The sequence below is a fragment of the Sphingomonas sp. M1A8_2b genome, from assembly GCF_053345535.1.
On record NZ_JBKFAH010000001.1, the window covers coordinates 1279388 to 1298487 of the forward strand.

At 65.3% G+C, this 19100-nt stretch carries 13 protein-coding genes; 5 read left to right on the top strand and 8 right to left on the bottom strand.

Annotated elements, in window-relative coordinates; all coding sequences use genetic code 11:
• Positions 1 to 98: 98 nt before the first annotated feature.
• Positions 99 to 4385, bottom strand: a complete 4287-nt coding sequence (gene rpoC, locus ACLBWL_RS05950; protein ID WP_447791085.1) for a DNA-directed RNA polymerase subunit beta' — start codon at positions 4383 to 4385, stop codon at positions 99 to 101.
• A 130-nt stretch (positions 4386 to 4515) separates the two neighbouring features.
• A complete protein-coding gene (gene rpoB / locus ACLBWL_RS05955) occupies positions 4516 to 8670 on the bottom strand; it encodes a DNA-directed RNA polymerase subunit beta (RefSeq protein ID WP_056051380.1) in 4155 nt (1384 codons plus the stop codon).
• A 379-nt stretch (positions 8671 to 9049) separates the two neighbouring features.
• On the opposite strand from rpoB, the gene ACLBWL_RS05960 reads away from it, so the two are divergent.
• The gene (locus ACLBWL_RS05960) at positions 9050 to 9547 is read left to right on the top strand and encodes a hemerythrin domain-containing protein (RefSeq protein ID WP_447791087.1); all 498 of its coding nucleotides are present in this window, start codon (positions 9050 to 9052) and stop codon (positions 9545 to 9547) included.
• A 198-nt stretch (positions 9548 to 9745) separates the two neighbouring features.
• On the opposite strand, the gene ACLBWL_RS05965 is transcribed toward ACLBWL_RS05960, so the two are convergent.
• Positions 9746 to 10492: a M15 family metallopeptidase gene (locus ACLBWL_RS05965; RefSeq protein ID WP_447791089.1), complete on the bottom strand. Its 747-nt coding sequence runs from the start codon at positions 10490 to 10492 to the stop codon at positions 9746 to 9748.
• 47 nt (positions 10493 to 10539) lie between these two features.
• Here ACLBWL_RS05965 and ACLBWL_RS05970 point away from each other — a divergent pair, with 47 nt between their 5' ends.
• From ACLBWL_RS05970 to ACLBWL_RS05985, 4 genes are all read left to right on the top strand, one after another.
• Positions 10540 to 11259, top strand: a complete 720-nt coding sequence (locus ACLBWL_RS05970) for an RluA family pseudouridine synthase (protein WP_447791091.1) — start codon at positions 10540 to 10542, stop codon at positions 11257 to 11259.
• A 15-nt stretch (positions 11260 to 11274) separates the two neighbouring features.
• Entirely contained in the window at positions 11275 to 11700 is a 426-nt protein-coding gene (arfB, locus tag ACLBWL_RS05975; RefSeq protein WP_093399511.1) for an alternative ribosome rescue aminoacyl-tRNA hydrolase ArfB, read from the top strand.
• Between the two features lie 47 nt (positions 11701 to 11747).
• Positions 11748 to 12236 carry a GAF domain-containing protein gene (locus ACLBWL_RS05980; RefSeq protein WP_447792020.1) on the top strand — a complete coding sequence of 163 codons (489 nt, stop codon included), beginning with the start codon at positions 11748 to 11750 and terminating at the stop codon, positions 12234 to 12236.
• A gap of 119 nt (positions 12237 to 12355) precedes the next feature.
• Positions 12356 to 13459, top strand: coding sequence for an RcnB family protein (locus tag ACLBWL_RS05985; protein ID WP_447791093.1), 1104 nt, complete (start codon positions 12356 to 12358; stop codon positions 13457 to 13459).
• 13 nt (positions 13460 to 13472) lie between these two features.
• Here the strand turns inward: ACLBWL_RS05985 and ACLBWL_RS05990 are convergent, their stop codons facing one another.
• The 5 genes from ACLBWL_RS05990 to ACLBWL_RS06010 all read right to left on the bottom strand — a co-directional run bounded on the left by ACLBWL_RS05990 (position 13473) and on the right by ACLBWL_RS06010 (position 19068).
• Entirely contained in the window at positions 13473 to 14900 is a 1428-nt protein-coding gene (locus ACLBWL_RS05990) for a hypothetical protein (RefSeq protein ID WP_447791095.1), read from the bottom strand.
• Between the two features lie 766 nt (positions 14901 to 15666).
• Positions 15667 to 17061, bottom strand: a complete 1395-nt coding sequence (gene lpdA, locus ACLBWL_RS05995) for a dihydrolipoyl dehydrogenase (protein WP_447791097.1) — start codon at positions 17059 to 17061, stop codon at positions 15667 to 15669.
• A 16-nt stretch (positions 17062 to 17077) separates the two neighbouring features.
• Positions 17078 to 17467 (bottom strand): acyl-CoA thioesterase, encoded by a 390-nt coding sequence (locus tag ACLBWL_RS06000; RefSeq protein WP_447791099.1) that lies wholly within the window; start codon positions 17465 to 17467, stop codon positions 17078 to 17080.
• Positions 17468 to 17471: 4 nt separating this feature from the next.
• On the bottom strand, positions 17472 to 17714 hold the full coding sequence (locus tag ACLBWL_RS06005; protein WP_447791101.1) for a hypothetical protein: 243 nt from the start codon (positions 17712 to 17714) through the stop codon (positions 17472 to 17474).
• Positions 17715 to 17724: 10 nt separating this feature from the next.
• Positions 17725 to 19068: a pyruvate dehydrogenase complex dihydrolipoamide acetyltransferase gene (locus ACLBWL_RS06010; protein WP_447791103.1), complete on the bottom strand. Its 1344-nt coding sequence runs from the start codon at positions 19066 to 19068 to the stop codon at positions 17725 to 17727.
• Between the last annotated feature and the right edge of the window lie 32 nt (positions 19069 to 19100).

Consider the following 19100-nt stretch of genomic DNA (forward strand, 5'->3'; position numbering starts at 1 on the left):
GAACCGGCGGCCTGCACCGTCAGGTCACCCAACAAAAAAAAGCCGCCGCCCGGTGTCCCGGACGGCGGCCTTTCAGCGCCAGTAGCTGACGAACCTGATTACTCGGGCGTGTTCAGATACTCGCCGGCATCCGCATCGGTGCCGGTGCCCGAGGTCACGACCGCAGCGAGCGGGTCTTCACCCGTGCCGCCTGCGTCGCGCGCCGAGCGGGCCAACTCGGCGTCATGCTCTTCCTTCGCGTCCTTGGGCGCGACGATCGAAGCTTCGGCCATCTTGCGCTGGGCGACGCGCATCGAGGCGTCGCGGCTGTTGGCCACGACACGCAGGCGGTTGAGACCTGCACCGGTGCCTGCCGGGATAAGCCGGCCGACGATCACGTTCTCCTTCAGGCCCATCAGCATGTCCTGCTTACCCTGCACGGCTGCTTCGGTGAGCACCCGGGTGGTCTCCTGGAACGATGCCGCCGAGATGAAGCTGCGGGTCTGCAGCGACGCCTTGGTGATGCCGAGCAGGATGGGCTTGCCCTGTGCGCGGGTCTGCTTCTTCTCGAGCTTCTCGTTGGTCGCGTCCATTTCCTCGCGATCGACCTGCTCGCCCTTCAGCAGCGTGGTGTCGCCGCCGTCCGTGATCTCGACCTTCTGCAGCATCTGACGGACGATCGTCTCGATGTGCTTGTCGTTGATCTTCACGCCCTGGAGACGATAGACCTCCTGGATTTCCGACACGAGATACTCGGCGAGGGGTTCGATACCCATCGTCTCGAGGATGTCGTGCGGATCGGGCGAGCCGCCGATCAGGTTATCGCCGCGCTTGACGTAATCGCCTTCCTGGACGTCGATGACCTTCGACTTCGGCACCAGATACTCGACGACGTCGCCGCCGTCCTCGGGCTGGATGCCGATCTTGCGCTTCGCCTTGTAGTCCTTGCCGAACACGACACGGCCCGAGATCTTGGCGATGATCGCCGAGTCCTTGGGGATACGCGCCTCGAACAGCTCGGCAACACGCGGCAGACCACCGGTGATGTCGCGCGTCTTGGCGCTCTCGCGGCTGACGCGGGCCACGACGTCGCCGCCGAACACCTGTGCGCCATCCTCGACCGACAACGTCGCGCCGATCGCCAGCATGTAACGACCGGTCTCGCCCGACGTCTCGTCGAGCAGGGTCATGCGCGGACGCAGATCCTCCTTCGACTTGGTCGCCGCACGATATTCGATCACGACGCGCTGGGCGATGCCCGTGGCTTCGTCGGTCTGCTCGGTCAGCGTCTTGCCCTCGATCAGGTCGACATACTTGATCGTGCCCGGGTTCTCCGTGATCACCGGCATGGTGAACGGATCCCACTCGGCCATCCGGTCGCCGCGCGACACGATGTGACCATCGTCGAACAGCACGTACGCACCGTAGGGGATGCGATCGACCGAGAGCTCGCGGCCGTCCATGTCGACGATCGCGATTTCGCCCGAGCGGCTGAGCACCACGCGACGGCCACGCTGGTCGACGATGATACGCAGATCGCGGAACTGCACCGTACCGTCGGCGTGCGCCTCGAGGTTCGACGTTTCGTTGAGCTGCGCCGCACCACCGATGTGGAACGTACGCATCGTCAGCTGCGTGCCCGGCTCACCGATCGACTGCGCGGCGATGACGCCGACAGCTTCACCGATGTTGACCGGCGTACCGCGGGCGAGATCGCGCCCGTAGCACTTGCCGCAGACGCCGATCTTCGACTCGCAGACCAGCGGGCTGCGAATCTTGCACGACTGCGTGCCGAGGCCTTCGATCGTCGTGATCATCGGCTCGTCGAGCAGCGTGCCCGACGGGATGACGACCTTGCCGGTCTTCGGATCGACGATGTCCTCCGCGGTCGTACGACCGAGGATGCGCTCGCCGAGGCTTGCGATCGTCGAACCACCCTGGAGAATGGCCTTCATCTCCAGCGCGCGGGTCGTGCCGCAATCCGGTTCGATGATGACGCAATCCTGCGACACGTCGACCAGACGACGCGTCAGGTAACCCGAGTTCGCGGTCTTCAACGCCGTATCCGCGAGGCCCTTACGAGCGCCGTGGGTCGAGTTGAAGTACTCGAGGACGGTGAGACCCTCCTTGAAGTTCGAGATGATCGGCGTTTCGATGATCTCGCCCGACGGCTTGGCCATCAGGCCGCGCATACCGGCAAGCTGCTTGATCTGCGCCTGCGAACCACGAGCACCCGAATGGGCCATCATGTAGATCGAGTTGATCGGCTTTTCACGGCCGGTCTCTTCGTCGACCTTCACCGCACGGATTTCGTCCATCATGGCGTTCGCGACCTGGTCACCGCAACGGCTCCAGGCGTCGATCACCTTGTTGTACTTCTCCTGCTGCGTGATCAGACCGTCCTGATACTGCTGCTCGAAGTCCTTCACGAGCGCCTTGGTGTCGTCGACCAGACCAACCTTGGCGTCCGGAATGATCATGTCGTCCTTGCCGAACGAGATGCCGGCGCGGAAGGCGTGGCGGAAGCCGAGCGACATGATCGCGTCGGCGAACAGCACGGTCTCCTTCTGGCCGGTGTGACGATAGACCTCGTCGATCACGTCGCCCACGTCCTTCTTGGTGAGCAGGCGGTTGACGGTGTCGAACGGCACCTTGTGGCTATGCGGCAGACACTCGCCGAGCAGCATGCGGCCCGGGGTCGTCTCGTACCGCTTGAGGTACTGCTTGCCCTTCTCGTCGGTCTGCGGAACGCGGCTGATGACCTTGGTGTGCAGCGTGACCGCCTGAGCGTTCAGCGCCTGGTGCACTTCGGCCATGTCACCGAGCAGCATCCCCTGGCCCGGCTCGTTCTCCTTCATCATCGACAGATAATAGAGACCGAGGACCATGTCCTGCGACGGAACGATGATCGGCTTGCCGTTCGCTGGCGACAGGATGTTGTTCGTCGACATCATCAGGACGCGTGCTTCGAGCTGCGCTTCGAGCGACAACGGGACGTGCACGGCCATCTGATCGCCGTCGAAATCGGCGTTGAACGCGGAGCAGACCAGCGGGTGAAGCTGGATCGCCTTTCCCTCGATCAGAACCGGCTCGAACGCCTGGATGCCGAGACGGTGAAGCGTCGGCGCACGGTTCAGCATGACCGGATGCTCGCGGATCACCTCGTCCAGGATGTCCCAGACTTCCTTGCGCTCCTTCTCGACCCACTTCTTCGCCTGCTTCAGGGTCATCGACAGACCCTTCGCATCGAGACGCGCGTAGATGAACGGCTTGAACAGCTCGAGCGCCATCTTCTTCGGCAGGCCGCACTGGTGCAACTTCAGCTCAGGCCCGGTCACGATGACCGAACGACCCGAGTAGTCGACGCGCTTGCCGAGCAGATTCTGACGGAAGCGGCCCTGCTTGCCCTTGAGCATGTCGGACAGCGACTTCAGCGGACGCTTGTTGGCGCCCGTGATCGTGCGACCGCGGCGACCGTTGTCGAACAATGCGTCGACGGCTTCCTGGAGCATGCGCTTCTCGTTGCGGACGATGATGTCCGGCGCGCGGAGCTCCATCAGGCGCTTCAGGCGGTTGTTGCGGTTGATCACGCGGCGATACAGATCGTTCAGATCCGACGTCGCGAAACGACCACCGTCCAGCGGCACCAGCGGGCGCAGCTCGGGCGGGATGACCGGAACGACCTCGAGGATCATCCACTCGGGGCGGTTGCCCGAATCGATGAAGCTCTCGACGACCTTCAGGCGCTTGATGATCTTCTTGGGCTTCAGCTCGGACTTGGTGACCGCGAGCTCTTCGAGCAGCGCGGTACGCTCACCGACGAGATCGAGCGACTCGAGCATGATGCGGACCGCTTCGGCACCGATACCGGCCGAGAACGCGTCCTCGCCATACTGGTCCTGCGCGTCGAGGAGCTCGTCCTCGGTCATCAGCTGATACTTCTCGAGCGGGGTCAGTCCCGGCTCGATGACGATGTACGCCTCGAAGTACAGCACGCGCTCGAGCTGCTTCAGCTGCATGTCGAGCAGCAGGCCGATACGCGACGGCAGCGACTTCAGGAACCAGATATGCGCGACCGGGGCGGCGAGCTCGATATGGCCCATCCGCTCGCGGCGAACCTTCGAGACGGTAACCTCGACGCCGCACTTCTCGCAGACGATGCCCTTGTACTTCATGCGCTTGTACTTGCCGCACAGGCACTCGTAATCCTTGATCGGACCGAAGATGCGCGCGCAGAACAGGCCGTCACGCTCGGGCTTGAACGTGCGGTAGTTGATAGTCTCGGGCTTCTTGATCTCGCCGAACGACCACGAACGAATCTTGTCCGGGGACGCGATGCCGATCTGGATCTGGTCGAACGTCTCGGTCTTGGCGACCGGATTGGCGAAGGGGGTCATCTCGTTCATTTTATTCTCCATTCCCCTTCCGCATGGCGGGAGGGGCTAGGGGAGGGGATGTCGTAGCCTCTCGGGGTGGTGCCTGCGGGGACAGGCCCTCCCCCGACCCCTCCCGCAAGCGGGAGGGGAGGAGCGAGGCTTACTCCGCCGCGATCTGGATGCCGTCGCTGTCGAAGCCGGGCTCCGACTGCTTCAGGTCCACATTCAGGCCGAGCGAGCGCATTTCCTTGACGAGCACGTTGAAGCTCTCCGGAATGCCGGCCTCGAACGTATCGTCGCCCTTGACGATCGCCTCGTAGACCTTGGTGCGGCCGACCACGTCATCGGACTTCACCGTCAGCATTTCCTGCAGGGTGTACGCCGCGCCGTAGGCCTGGAGTGCCCAGACCTCCATCTCGCCGAAGCGCTGCCCACCGAACTGCGCCTTACCACCCAGCGGCTGCTGCGTGACGAGCGAGTACGGCCCGATCGACCGTGCGTGGATCTTGTCGTCGACCAGATGGTGAAGCTTCAGCATGTAGATGTAGCCCACCGTCACCTTGCGATCGAACTGATCGCCGGTGCGGCCGTCGAACAGGTCCGACTGACCCGACGTGTCGAGGCCCGCCAGCGCCAGCATCGCCGACACATCCGCTTCGCGGGCACCATCGAACACCGGCGTCGCCATCGGCACGCCGCCCTTCAGGTTCTTGGCCAGCTCGACGATCTCGTCACCCGTGCGGGCGTCGATCTCGGCGTGATACTGCTCGCCGTACACCGTCTTCAGGCGATCGCGGACCGCCTCGGGCATCGCACCCGGCTTGGCGTCCGGATTCTCTTCGCGCCACGTCTCGAGAGCCGCGGTGATCGACTGACCCAGGCCACGTGCGGCCCAGCCTAGATGCGTCTCGAAGATCTGCCCGACGTTCATGCGCGACGGCACGCCCAGCGGGTTGAGCACGATATCGACCGGCGTACCGTCGGCGAGGAACGGCATGTCCTCCGCCGGCAGGATGCGGCTGATGACGCCCTTGTTACCGTGACGGCCGGCCATCTTGTCGCCCGGCTGCAGCTTGCGCTTCACCGCGACGAACACCTTGACCATCTTCAGCACGCCCGGCGACAGTTCGTCACCACGCTCCAGCTTCTCGCGACGATCGTGGAACTTGTCCGTGATCAGCTTGGCTGCATCGTCATACTGGATCTTGACCGCTTCCAGATCGCTCTGGACCTTGTCGTCGGCGACCGCGAACTTCCACCACTCGTGGCGGTCGACGCTGTCGAGCAGATCCATGTCGATCACGACGCCCTTCTTGACGCCCTTCGGCGCCGAGGTGGCGGTCTGGTCGAGCAGCATCTCGCGAAGACGCGACCAGGTCGCACGGTTCAGGATCGAACGCTCGTCGTCCGAATCCTTCTTCAGGCGCTCGATCTCCTCGCGCTCGATCGCCATCGCGCGCTCGTCCTTGTCGATGCCGTGACGGTTGAAGACGCGAACGTCGACGACCGTACCCGACACGCCCGGCGGCAGGCGAAGCGACGTATCGCGCACGTCGCTGGCCTTCTCGCCGAAGATCGCGCGGAGAAGCTTCTCCTCTGGCGTCATCGGCGATTCACCCTTCGGCGTGATCTTGCCGGCGAGAATATCGCCCGGCTCGACCTCTGCACCGATGTAGACGATGCCCGCCTCGTCGAGGTTGCGCAGGGCTTCCTCGCCGACGTTCGGGATATCGCGCGTGATGTCCTCAGGCCCGAGCTTCGTGTCGCGCGCCATCACCTCGAACTCGTCGATATGGATCGACGTGAACACGTCGTCCTTCACGATCCGCTCGGAGATCAGGATCGAATCCTCGTAGTTGTAGCCGTTCCACGGCATGAACGCGACGAGGCTGTTGCGACCCAGCGCCAGCTCGCCGAACTCGGTCGACGGGCCGTCGGCGAGCACGTCGCCTGCACGAACCGCATCGCCCACCTTCACCAGCGGACGCTGGTTGATGCAGGTCGACTGGTTCGAACGCTGGAACTTCATCAGCGTGTAGATATCGACGCCCGACTTGCCGGCATCGATCTCGCCGGTCGCCCGGATCACGATACGCGCCGCGTCGACCTGGTCGACGATGCCCGCACGCTTTGCCGAGATCGCGGCGCCAGAGTCACGCGCAACCGTCTCTTCCATGCCGGTGCCGACGAACGGCGCCTCGGCCTGGACGAGCGGCACGGCCTGACGCTGCATGTTCGAGCCCATCAGCGCGCGGTTGGCGTCATCGTTTTCCAGGAACGGAATGAGCGATGCGGCGACCGAGACGAGCTGCTTGGGGCTGACGTCCATCAACGTGATGTTGTCGGGCAGCGCCATCAGGAATTCGCCAGCCTGGCGCGACGACACCAGCTCCTCGACGAAGCCGTTCGACGAGTCGAGCTCGGCGTTAGCCTGCGCGATCGTGTGCTTGGCCTCTTCCATTGCCGACAGGTAGACGACGTCGTCGGTGACCTTGTGGTCGACGACCTTGCGGTATGGCGTCTCGATGAAGCCGTACTTGTTCACCCGCGAGAAGCTGGCGAGCGAGTTGATCAGACCGATGTTCGGGCCTTCCGGCGTCTCGATCGGGCAGATGCGGCCGTAGTGCGTCGGATGAACGTCGCGGACTTCGAAGCCGGCGCGCTCACGCGTCAGACCACCTGGTCCAAGTGCGGACACGCGACGCTTGTGGGTGACTTCCGACAGCGGGTTGGTCTGATCCATGAACTGCGACAGCTGCGACGAGCCGAAGAATTCGCGGACCGCGGCAACCGCAGGCTTCGCGTTGATCAGGTCGTTCGGCATGACGGTCGAGACATCGACCGACGACATGCGCTCCTTCACGGCGCGCTCCATGCGGAGCAGGCCGACGCGGTACTGATTCTCGAGCAGTTCGCCGACCGAACGGACACGACGGTTGCCGAGGTTGTCGATATCGTCGATTTCGCCCTTGCCGTCCTTGAGGTTCACGAGCGTCTTGATGACCTCGAGAATGTCCTCGGTGCGCAGCGTCGTCACGGTGTCCTCGACGTCGAGGTCGAGACGCATGTTGAGCTTCACGCGGCCGACGGCCGACAGGTCGTAGCGATCCGGATCGAAGAACAGACCCGAGAACAATGCCTCGGCGGTCTCCAGCGTCGGCGGCTCGCCGGGGCGCATCACGCGGTAGATGTCGCTGAGCGCCTGCTCGCGCTCCTCGGCCTTGTCGACCTTGAGCGTGTTGCGGATCCACGGACCCGTCGCGACGTGATCGATGTCGAGCAGGTCGAGACGCTCGATGCCTGCCTGGTCGAGCAGTTCGAGGTTCTCGGCGGTCACTTCGTCACCGGCTTCGATGTAGATGCGGCCGGTCGACTCGTCGATCAGATCGTACGCCGAATAGCGGCCGAAGATTTCCTCGGTCGGGATCAGCAGGTCGGTCAGGCCATCCTTGAACGCCTTGTTGGCAGCGCGTGGGGAAATCTTCTGGCCGTTCGGGAACACGACTTCGCCGGTCTTCGCGTCGACGATGTCGAACATCGGCTTCTGGCCACGCCAGTTCTCGACCTGGAAGGGAACGATCCAGCCACCCTGGCCGCGGACGAACGTCACGCGGTTGTAGAAATAGTTGAGGATTTCCTCCGACGTCATGCCAAGCGCGTAGAGCAGCGCCGTGACGGGCAGCTTGCGCTTGCGATCGATGCGGACGTTGACGATGTCCTTCGCGTCGAACTCGAAATCGAGCCACGAACCGCGATATGGGATCACGCGCGCCGCGAACAGATACTTGCCCGATGCGTGCGTCTTGCCGCGATCGTGATCGAACAGGACGCCCGGCGAACGGTGCATCTGCGAAACGATGACGCGCTCGGTGCCGTTGATGAAGAACGTGCCGTTCTCGGTCATGAGCGGCATGTCGCCCATGTACACGTCCTGCTCCTTGATATCGATGACCGACTTGGCCTCGGTATCGGGATCGACCTCGAACGCGGTCAGACGCAGCGTGACGCGCATCGGCGCGGCATAGGTGATCCCGCGCTGGCGGCATTCCTCGACGTCGAACTTCGGCGGCTCAAGCACGTAGTCATCGAAATCGAGATAGGCGGTGCCGGCGAAATCCTGGATCGGGAACACGCTGCGCAGCGTCTTCTCGAGACCCGAGACGTGGCCGATCGACTTGTCGGAGCGCAGGAACTGTTCATAGCTCTCGCGCTGGACTTCGATCAGGTTCGGCATCTGCACGACTTCGTGGATGTTGCCGAAAACCTTGCGGATACGGCGCTTTGCAGTGCCGTGTTCGATCGCCTTGGAAGCCATAGGTTTTGTTTCGCCCTATAAAAACTGACGGATCAGTCGTAATTTCGTGCTTGGGAACCCCCAAGCGGGACGCACGTTCACGCAAAAAGGCCGCGCGCATCAGGTGCGGCGGCTCTCAGCGTATGAAACCTCGGTATCCAATACGATCGACACGCTGCGCGACGGCATGTCATTTCCCGGATGCTGTGGTGAGAGGCGGATATAGGCGCGTGGGGGCGTCATGTCAAAGGGCGCGCCGCCAGATCGAGCCGCGCCAGCGAGAAACGGGTTGTTTTGAAACATCGATAGTGACGAAAATACTATAGATTATGAGCCGTCTGCAACGCTAGGCGCATCCGCGGTAACGCGTCGATCGTATACGTACGGGGGATACGGCAGGATGAACGACAAGGTGGCAAGCGACAGGGTGATGGTCCCCGCGGCCTCGGACGAGGATCGCGCGAACTGGGCGCAGTTGATCGACGATCACAGGCGGATCGCCGAACAGTGCATCGATCTCGCCGACTTGGCGCAGGGCTCGCGCGAGCAGAGCGACGTTGCATCGCGAAAGCTGATCGAGCTCGCGCTCACCGTCGCCAAGCATCTCGATCTCGAGGACGAGGTGATCGATCGCACGGTGATGGCGATGGAGACGAAATATTCGCCCGACACGATCGCGACGATGGAGGAGAATCTCGACATCCTCCGTTCCGACTGGAAGGCGTTCATCGGTCGCTGGCTGCCGGTCATCATGCCGGGTGACTGGGAAAAGTTCGGTGTCCAGGCCGAGTCGATGCTTGATCGACTGTCGAGCCAGGTGATGCTCGAAACCGAAATCCTGTACGATCATGCATTGCAGGACGGTGTGGTCCGACCGGGCGGCGCGGTGCTGCACTAATCGGCGGCGCCGGCGACCGACACGACATCGTGATCCGCAAGTAGTTCCGCCAAACGATACCCCCCCGGCGGAGGCCGGGGCCCAATTGGTGAGGTCGTCGTAACGGAGCGCTGCGCTAAACCAGCGGCGTCACCCAATTGGGCCCCGGCCTTCGCCGGGGTGGCGCCGTAGTTACTGCTAGCGAGGCTTCGACGCAGGCTAGCGACGCTTCTTCTTCGCGGGCAAAGCAATCGGCGCAGCCACCGGCACCGGCGGTTGCGCCGAAACCTTCACCACCAGCGGCACCACCGCAGGATCCGCCGGATATAACCTGCGCGCCCGCGCAAACACGAACCGCGCCTTCGCCGCCCCGGGCGCACTGCCGCTCGTGCCCACCCAGCGCCAGTGCCAGGGCTCCCACTTCACGTTCTGCTTGTTCCCGCCGGGAAAGCTCTGCTCGAACCCGAACCGCGGCGCGTTCGACCGAAGCCAGCGTGCAGCTGGCGTCGCAGCCATGCACGCTTCCGCATCGGGACACCCGTTCGTCGGACGGACGGCGAAGTCCAGGGCATAGCCCGTCGAATGCTCGCTATAGCCCGGTGGCGCCACCGAGATCGCGCGGTCGGCGGCATCGCTGCCACCGCCCCGACAGAACACCGCACGCTGCCGAGCGATCGAGCGCTGGCACGACAATGCCTTCAGCTGGCCCATCACCGACGGATCGCCCTGCGCCGCCGCGAACAGCCGCAACAGGTCGGGCAGCATGTCGGCACGCACCACGCAGGGGTTGCCTACCGAATACTCCGATGGCAGCGTGACCAGCTCGGTTTCCGCGGCGTCGCCATACGGCAGATGCCCGAACGCGCGGCCATCCGCGGAGAGCACCGGGCTCTGGCCTTCGCACAACTGCGCCTCGGCAACGGTCGGGGCCAGCAGTAGGATAAGGGCGAGTGTGCGGTGCAACATCGCGACGGCTCTGGCACGCAGGCGCTAATGATGGCAAGGGCGGCGGCATGCATGGTGAACGCGTACTCTTCCTCGACGGCGAGGCCCTGGTGATCGACAAACCCGCAGGGCTGCCGGTCGATCCGCCCCGCGATGGCTCGCTGAGCCTCGAAAATCATCTCGAAAGCCTGAAGTTCGGCTTCCAGCGCTGGCCGAAGGCGGTGCACCGGCTCGACCGCGACACGAGCGGTTGCCTGCTCCTGTCGCGCAACCCGAAGGCACACGCCCGGTTACAGCAGGCGTTCGAGCAGGGCCTCGTGTCGAAGCGCTACGTCGCGCTGCTCGACGGCGTGGTCGAAGGCACGTCCGGCTTGATCGAGATGGCGCTCGGCAAGGTCAGCACCGCCGAGACCGGCTGGCGGATGGTCGAGGACCCGAACGGTAAGAAGTCGCGGACCAAGTGGCGCATTCTCGAGATCAAGGACGGACGCTCGCTGGTCGAGTTCCTGCCCGAGACCGGCCGCACCCACCAGATCCGCGTCCACGCCGCGAGCGGCCTCGGCGCGCCGGTGGTCGGTGACGGGGTGTACGGCAAGGCGGACGGCCTCGGCATGATGCTCCACGCGCAACGCCTGATCGTGCCGCGTCCGGGCAAGCCCGACGTGCTCGCCGAAGCGCCGCTGCCCGAGCGGTTCGCGAAAGCCGGTTTTGCGGACGAAGCTGCTCGGGTCGCCAACGTCGCTCCGGCTGCCGATGCGGTAACGACGCCCGACGCTGCCGACGACTGAGCGGGCGAGGGGCTTATGGTCGCGATCCCGATCACCCGGTCGATCTCGATCGACGACAGCGAACTGATCGAAAGCACGACCCGCTCGGGCGGTCCCGGTGGTCAGCACGTCAACACTACCGACAGCGCGGTGATCCTGCGGTTCGACGTCGGCCTCTCGCCGGGCCTGCCGCTGGCGGTGAAGAACCGTATCGCCGTGCTCGCGGGCTCGCGCCTCACGCGCGACGGCGTCCTGGTACTGCGTAGCGAAGGCTCGCGGTCGCAGTTGCTCAACCGCCAGGAAGTCCGCGAGCGCTTGGTCGCGCTGATCAAGGAAGCGACGATCGTCCCCAAGGCCCGCCGCGCGACCAAGCCGTCCAAGGCGGCGAAAGCGCGGCGGGTCGATACGAAGAAGGTGCGGAGCGGGGTCAAGGCCGGACGGGGCAAGGTCCGCGACGATTGATCCTGTCCGCAACCGCCCCATTTATGCGGCCGACCAAGGAAGACATCATGTACCAGTTCGATATTGCCGTCGGCAGCAAGGCCGATCTCTACCGCGACCTGCTCGCCGCGCTCGACGCGCTGACCGCGGACGAGCGTGATCCGATCGCCAACATGGCGAATGCGGCGGCGCTGGTGTGGGAATATCTGCCGGATCTGAACTGGGCAGGCTTTTACCGGGTCCTCCCCGAAGACGCAGGCGAACTCGTGCTCGGGCCGTTCCAGGGCAAGGTCGCGTGTATCCGCATCCCGGTAGGCAAAGGGGTTTGCGGTGCCGCTGCGGCGACGTTGACCACGCAGGTGGTGGAGGACGTCCACGCATTTCCCGGCCATATCGCGTGCGATGCCGCGAGCCGGTCGGAGCTGGTGGTGCCGGTGACCAAGAACGGCGCGCTGGTCGCGGTGCTCGATCTCGACAGCCCCGAGCCCGCGCGGTTCGATGCCGAAGACGCTGCGGGCTGCGAAGCGCTGGCGGCGTTGCTCGGCGAACGGCTCTAGCCACCTGATCCGTTTCGGGACAGCACGCTTGCTGGCGACCGACCCGCGGCTTTGGTAAGCAACCCGTTAAGACATCCCGCGTTTGCGCGGGATCGGGTGGCGGAACCGGGGAGACGGACATGCGGAGCGTTTTGATTGCAGGCGCGGGACTGGCGCTGGTCGGCGCCGGCACGGCCGAGGCACAGCAGCGGCCGGGCGCAAGCTACGGCATGCCGGGGGCGGTGATGCAGGCACCGATGGCCGACGCACGCAGGCCGGGTCCGATTGCGGCGACCCCTCCCGTCGTCCGTACATCGACACAGGCTTTGCCGCACCGCCAGCCGCGCTGGGGCAGCAAGATCGGCGGTCGCTGGTGGGGCGGTGCCAATGCGCCCGGCGGCTGGGCCGGATATCGCCGGCCGCATCGCGGCTGGGCGGTGCCGGGCTATTGGAATGCGCCGCGCTTCTATGTCGGCGACTGGGCGACCTACAGCCTTCCGCAACCGCCCCAAGGGTATAACTGGGTACGCTATTACGACGACGCGGTGCTGATCGACGCGCGGGGATCGGTCTACGACACGGTCGGCAACGTCGATTGGGATCGCCCCGATTCCGGTGGGTATCAGGCGATTAGTCCGCGGGACTATGCGGCCGATGACTCAGTTTATGCTGGGCCAAGCGATCGCGCGTATGACGGTCGGCCCGTACCCCGCCGCGACAATGGTCTGGGTGGCGCGGCGATCGGCGCGGTCGCCGGCGGCCTCGCCGGCAACGTCATTGCAGGGCGCGGCAATCGTCTTGGCGGGACGCTGATCGGTGCGGGCGTCGGCGCGGCGGCGGGCTATGCGATCGACAAGACCGAGGACCGTGGCCGTCGTGCGCCGCAACCGCCCCCTCAAAGATCTGCGCGTTCGGACGACGCGCGGTCGGACTACCAGCCCCGTTCGGACTACGGGGCGACCTATGCGCCGCCGCCCGCCTATGCTGCCGATTATTCGCCACAGCCGCCGCCTCCCTATCGAGCAGACGATCGTCAGCCGCGCAGCTACACCGTCGCACCCGGCGCCAACTGGGTGTCGCCGGACGGATTGACGACCGTCACGACTGCCAGCGGCGGCGCGTATCCGGCGGGGTCGACGACGGTGGTCGTGCAGTCCGCACCAGTGACCACCACCACCACGACGACCACCGAATATTACGAGACGGTGGCGTCGCCGCGGCGGAAGCTGCGTCGGCGGCGCTAACGACAGCCGCGCTTCAGCCGAGCATGCCGGCGTAGGTTTGTGGCGGTAGCGGCAGCGTCAGGCGCGCCGCCAGCCCGCCGACGATGACGATCGCGAGCACCGCCGTGCCGATTGCCAGGGGCTTCCTTGGTGGCGAACCGTCGGCGAGCACGACGACGGCCAGCGCGGTCGCGATCATCGACCATAGGTGATAGCGCAGGTCGGAAGCGATGCTGAGCACGCCGAAACTCGCCTCCAGCGCGACTGCGGAGACGAGCAGCGCAAGCGCGAAATCGCGCGTCGGGCTGCGTGGGCGCGACATGCACGCGGCCAGCGCGGTGATCGCGACGACGATCCAGGCGATCGGCCAGCCCAGCGGCGTCTCGACGATCGTGCCGGTTGCCGTCTCCCACGCTACCGCTGCGGCGTTGGGATTGGGTAGGCCGAGCGCGTTCGGCTCGGACGACGTCGGCGGCGCGGCGCTCGGCCAGTGGAACGGGACCAGCCAGCGGTCGGTAGAATTGAGATGCGCGAACCGGTGCTCGGCATAGGCGATCGGGTGGTGCAGCGCCGATCCGGCGAGCGTGACATAGAGCGTGCCGATCGGCAGAGTGCGCAGACGGTCCATCGTCGTCTCGCAGTGCGCGTCGTCGCCGAGCGGATCCCAGAAGAACGGCGAGGCGCAATGGCGCGCGATCACGGTGGCCGCCTCGGCGCGGGTCAGACCGATCGCATCGCCGTCGGGGACGCGCGCGGCGATCCCGGCGAGATCGAACAGCGCCTGCGTCGATTCCACGCCGCTGCGTTGCGCGCGAAGGATCTGGTGGTTGATGATCGGCGCGATGCCGAGGACGAGGACTACCGCGATCGAGCCGGTGACGATCTTGGCGATGAGACCGGCAGGGCGCGGCGCTAACGCCACTACCAGCGGCACGACGATGAACACCGCATTCGCCCGCACCAGGACCGCATAGACGAGCAGCAGCGTGACCGGGATCAGCGCCGCGCGCGAGAGGGGGCGTCCGGCAAGTCGATACCAGCCGACGATGCCGAGCGCCGCGAGCAACGCGCCGGTGAGTTGCGCGTCCTTGAGGACGACGCCCTGCCAGCCGAGGAACGGCGGCAACAGGCCGATGACGAGGATCGCGACGGCGCTGCGGCCCCGCCCGGTTCGCGCGAGCACGGCGGCGATCAGCCCGAGACCGAGCCAGTAGGTGGCAAGTTGCAGGACGATCATCGGCCTCGCGCCGGCGCCAAGCGGGGCGAGCAGCACCCACAGCCGGACCATCGCGGGGGGGTGCCAGTCGTCGTAGACGCGCGACAGCACCTGCGTATATTGCGCGACGGTGTCGTACATCGCGATGCCCGGCCAGAAGAGTGCGAGCGAGGCGAGGCACAACGCGGCCGCCATGATGCCGATGCTGCGCGAGGAAATGCGGGGCAGTCCAGTGTCGATCGGCATTGGAGTTCCCGTACTAGGTTTGGCTGTTGCGGCCTTTCGGCAGCGCGGGCGACGGGTCAAGCGAATTAGGGCCGAAACGAGACGGTTCGCGTGCAGGGGGCGATGGGATGGGAGCTGGATGCTCGGTCGACAGCTGTTTGGACGGCGCAGCACCACCACCATATCGCCCGTCATCGACGAAAGTCAGGACCCACAGTCAAAAGCGTTTCGGGTGGTAGGCTGGGTCCCGACGTTAGTCGGGATGACGAGAAGAGAGCGCACGCTCCGACTTTGATCCTCCCCCGCCAGGGGGAGGTGGCTGGCGCTTGCCAGACGGAGGGGGCGGTAAGGGATAACCCCTGTTCCCGGGTCCTCCCCCTCCGTCGCCTTCGGCGCCACCTCCCCCTGGCGGGGGAGGATTGAGCGTTAGGATCGGTAATGCACCGCCCGACCATGCGCGGAGAGGACGCTTTCGTGCATCATCTCGTTGAGCGTCGGATGCGCGACCACGTCTCCATCGGTTCGGCTTCGGTCGGTTGGGTCTGACGCAACGTCATCGTGACGACAGGCAGGGTCCAGAACCAAAAGCACTTGTGGTAGCGTGGGTGCCGACGCTCGTCGGGACGACGGGACGAGGGCGCAAGCTCCGACTCTGATCCTCCCCCGCCAGGGGGAGGTGGCTGGCGCTTGCCAGACGGAGGGGGCGGTAAGGGATAAGCGCTGTTCCGTGTCCTCCCCCTCCGTCACCTTCGGCGCCACCTCCCCCTGGTGGGGGAGGATCGTAGGGTCAGTAGTGGATGGCGCGGCCGTAGGCGGCGAGGACGCTCTCGTGCATCATCTCGCTGAGCGTCGGATGCGCGAACACCGTCTCCATCAGTTCGGCTTCGGTCGTCTCGAGCTGACGCGCGACGACATAGCCCTGGATCAGCTCGGTCACTTCCGCGCCGACCATGTGCGCGCCGAGCAGTTCGCCCGTCTTCGCGTCGAACACCGTCTTCACGAAGCCTTCCGCCTCGCCCAGCGCGATCGCCTTGCCGTTGCCGATGAAGGGGAATTTGCCGACCTTCAGCTCGTAGCCCGCTTCCTTCGCCTTCGCCTCGGTCATGCCTACGCTAGCCACCTGCGGCCGCGAATAGGTGCAGCCGGGGATGTTGGCCTTGTCCATCTGGTGCGGCGAGCCGCCGGCGATCTTCTCGACCGCGATGATGCCCTCGTGGCTCGCCTTGTGCGCCAGCCACGGCGCACCGGTGACGTCGCCGATCGCCCAGATGCCGTCGACGTTGGTGCGGCCGTATCCGTCGGTCTTGATGTGACCGCGGTCGGTCTCGACGCCCAAAGCCTCGAGCCCGATATTCTCGGTATTGGGGACGATGCCGATCGCAATGATCGCGTGGCTGAAGGTCTCTTCCGAAACCTTGCCGTCCTTCGCCTTGATCTTGGCCGTGACGCCGTTCGCCGAGGGTGCAAGACCTTCGAGACCGGTCTGGGTCAGCAGCTTGATGCCCTGCTTCGACAGCGCCTTGTCCATGAACGCGGAGACTTCCTCGTCCTCGACGGGGAGGATCCGCGGGAGCATCTCGACGATCGTCACGTCGGCGCCCATGTCGTTGTAGAAGCTGGCGAATTCGACGCCGATCGCGCCCGAGCCGATGACCAGCAGCTTGGTCGGCATCTCGGTCGGCACCATCGCGTGGCGATAGGTCCAGATCCGCTCGCCGTCGGCCTTGGCGAACGGCAGGTCGCGGGCGCGGGCGCCGGTCGCGACGATGATGTTCTTGGCTTCTAGCTCGACGGTCTTGTCGCCCTGCTTGACCGAAAGCTTGCCCTTCGCCGTGACGGTGCCGACGCCTTCGACGACGGTCACCTTGTTCTTCTTCATCAGGCCCTTCACGCCCGCATTCAGCTGGCCCGCTACCTTGCGCGACCGGTCGACGATCTTGGCGAGGTCGAACCCGACATTGTCCGCCTTGAGCCCATAGCTCTCGGCGTTCTGCATGTAGTGGTAGATTTCCGACGTCCGCAGCAGCGCCTTGGTCGGGATGCAGCCCCAGTTGAGGCAGATGCCGCCCAAGCGCTCACGCTCGATGATCGCGACCTTGAGGCCGAGCTGCGACGCACGGATCGCGGCGACGTACCCGCCGGGGCCCGAGCCGAGGATGACGAGATCATAGGTATCAGCCACGGTAGAGTCCTTCAGATTAATTGGTTTCGGGCGGCACGGGCCGCGGTTTGCGGTCGTCGCCGACCGCCACGAAGATGAAGCGCGCCTGCGTCACCTTGCAACTGTCGTTGCTGTGGCGCGCGCGGCGCCAGGCCTCGACCTCGATCGTCATCGAGGTGCGGCCGACCGCGATCAGGTCCGCATAGACCGACACCTCGTCGCCGACGACCACCGGCATGTGGAATTTCATCGCGTCCGCGGCGATCGTGACGGCGCGGCCGCCACTACGCCTGGACGCGACCGAGCCGGCCGCGAGATCCATCTGGCCCATCAGCCAGCCGCCGAAGATGTCGCCATACGGATTGGCGTCGGCGGGCATCGCGGTGACGCGGATCGTCGGTGCCTTGTTGGGGGGCAGGTCGGTCATGCTCTTACTCCTGCTTGCGGCGATCGGTGCCCCGGCTCGCATGCTCGCGCGTCCAGGCACGGCGCAGCGGCCGGATTCCCATCGCCACGGTCGCGACCATCGCGGCGCTGCCACACCACCAGATCACGTCCTGACCGAGCGGATAGGACCATGCCGCCGCCCCGGTGATCGCCGCCGCCGCCATCAGACCCACAAGGATATGCAGGATCTCGATGGTGGTGGCCGACAAAGCCCGGAACGACGACATCAGGCGCATCTCAGGCCAGCATGCCCAGCGGGTTCTCGACCAGATGCTTGAACGCCTTCATGAACTGCGCGCCGTCGGCCCCGTCGATCGCGCGGTGATCGAAGCTGCCGGTCGCCGACATAACGGTCGCCACGGTCAGTTCGTCGCCGACCACGTACGGACGCTTCTCGCCGGCGCCGACCGCGAGGATCATCGCCTGCGGCGGGTTGATGACCGCATCGAACTGCGTGATGCCGAACATGCCCATGTTGCTGATCGAGGCGGTACCGCCCTGATATTCCTCGGGCTTGAGCTTGCCGTCGCGAGCCCGCGCGGCGAGATCCTTCATCTGCGTCGAGATCGACGACAGCGAGGCGGTATCGGCACCGACGATGATCGGCGTGATCAGGCCCGACGGCGTGCTCACCGCGACCGAGATGTCGGCACGCTGGAAGGTAATGAGCTGGTCGGGCGTGAACATCACGTTGCAGGTCGGTACCTGCATGAGCGCGACGGCCTGCGCCTTGATCAGCAGGTCGTTGACCGACAGCTTCACGCCGCGCGATTCGAGGCTCTTGTTCAGCTCGCCGCGCAGCTTGAGCAGCGCGTCGAGGCGGATGTTCACGGTCAGGTAGATGTGCGGGACGGTCTGCTTCGACTCGGTCAGGCGACGCGCGATCGTCTTCCGCACGTTGCTGAGCTTGGTCGCCTCATGCGGAATATCCGGCACGGTCGCAGGCTTCGCGGCAGGGGCCGGAGCCGCGGCAGCCGTCGGAGCAGCAGCTTCGGTCGTCGCGGCAACGGGAGCCGCACCGGGCTTCGCGTTCTCGACGTCGGCCTTGACGATGCGACCCTTCGGCCCCGAACCCGACACCGCGCCGAGATCGATACCCTTGTCCGCGGCCAGGCGGCGGGCGAGGGGGCTCGCCTTCACACGGTCACCCGACGAGGCCGGGCCGGCACCTGCGGGACGACCGTGATCCTCGGCCGAAGCCTCGGTGCGCTCGACCGGCTTGGCCTCGCTACCCGTGTCGTTCGGATCCTTGGGATCGGGCTTGGCTTCCGACTCCTTCGCGGCAGGCTCGGGCGTCTCGCTCTTTGCAGGCGCCGACGAAACCGACGACGCGTCCTCGCCCTCTTCGGCGATGATCGCAATGACCGTGCCGACCTTCACGTTGTCGGTACCCTCGGTGACGAGGATCTTGACCACGGTGCCTTCGTCGACGGCTTCGAATTCCATCGTCGCCTTGTCGGTTTCGATCTCGGCCATCAGGTCGCCGGATTTGACGACGTCGCCTTCCTTGATCAGCCACTTGGCGAGGGTTCCCTCCTCCATGGTGGGGGACAGCGCAGGCATCTTGATCTCGATCGACATGGATTTCCCCAGGGCGTGACGTAACGGCATGC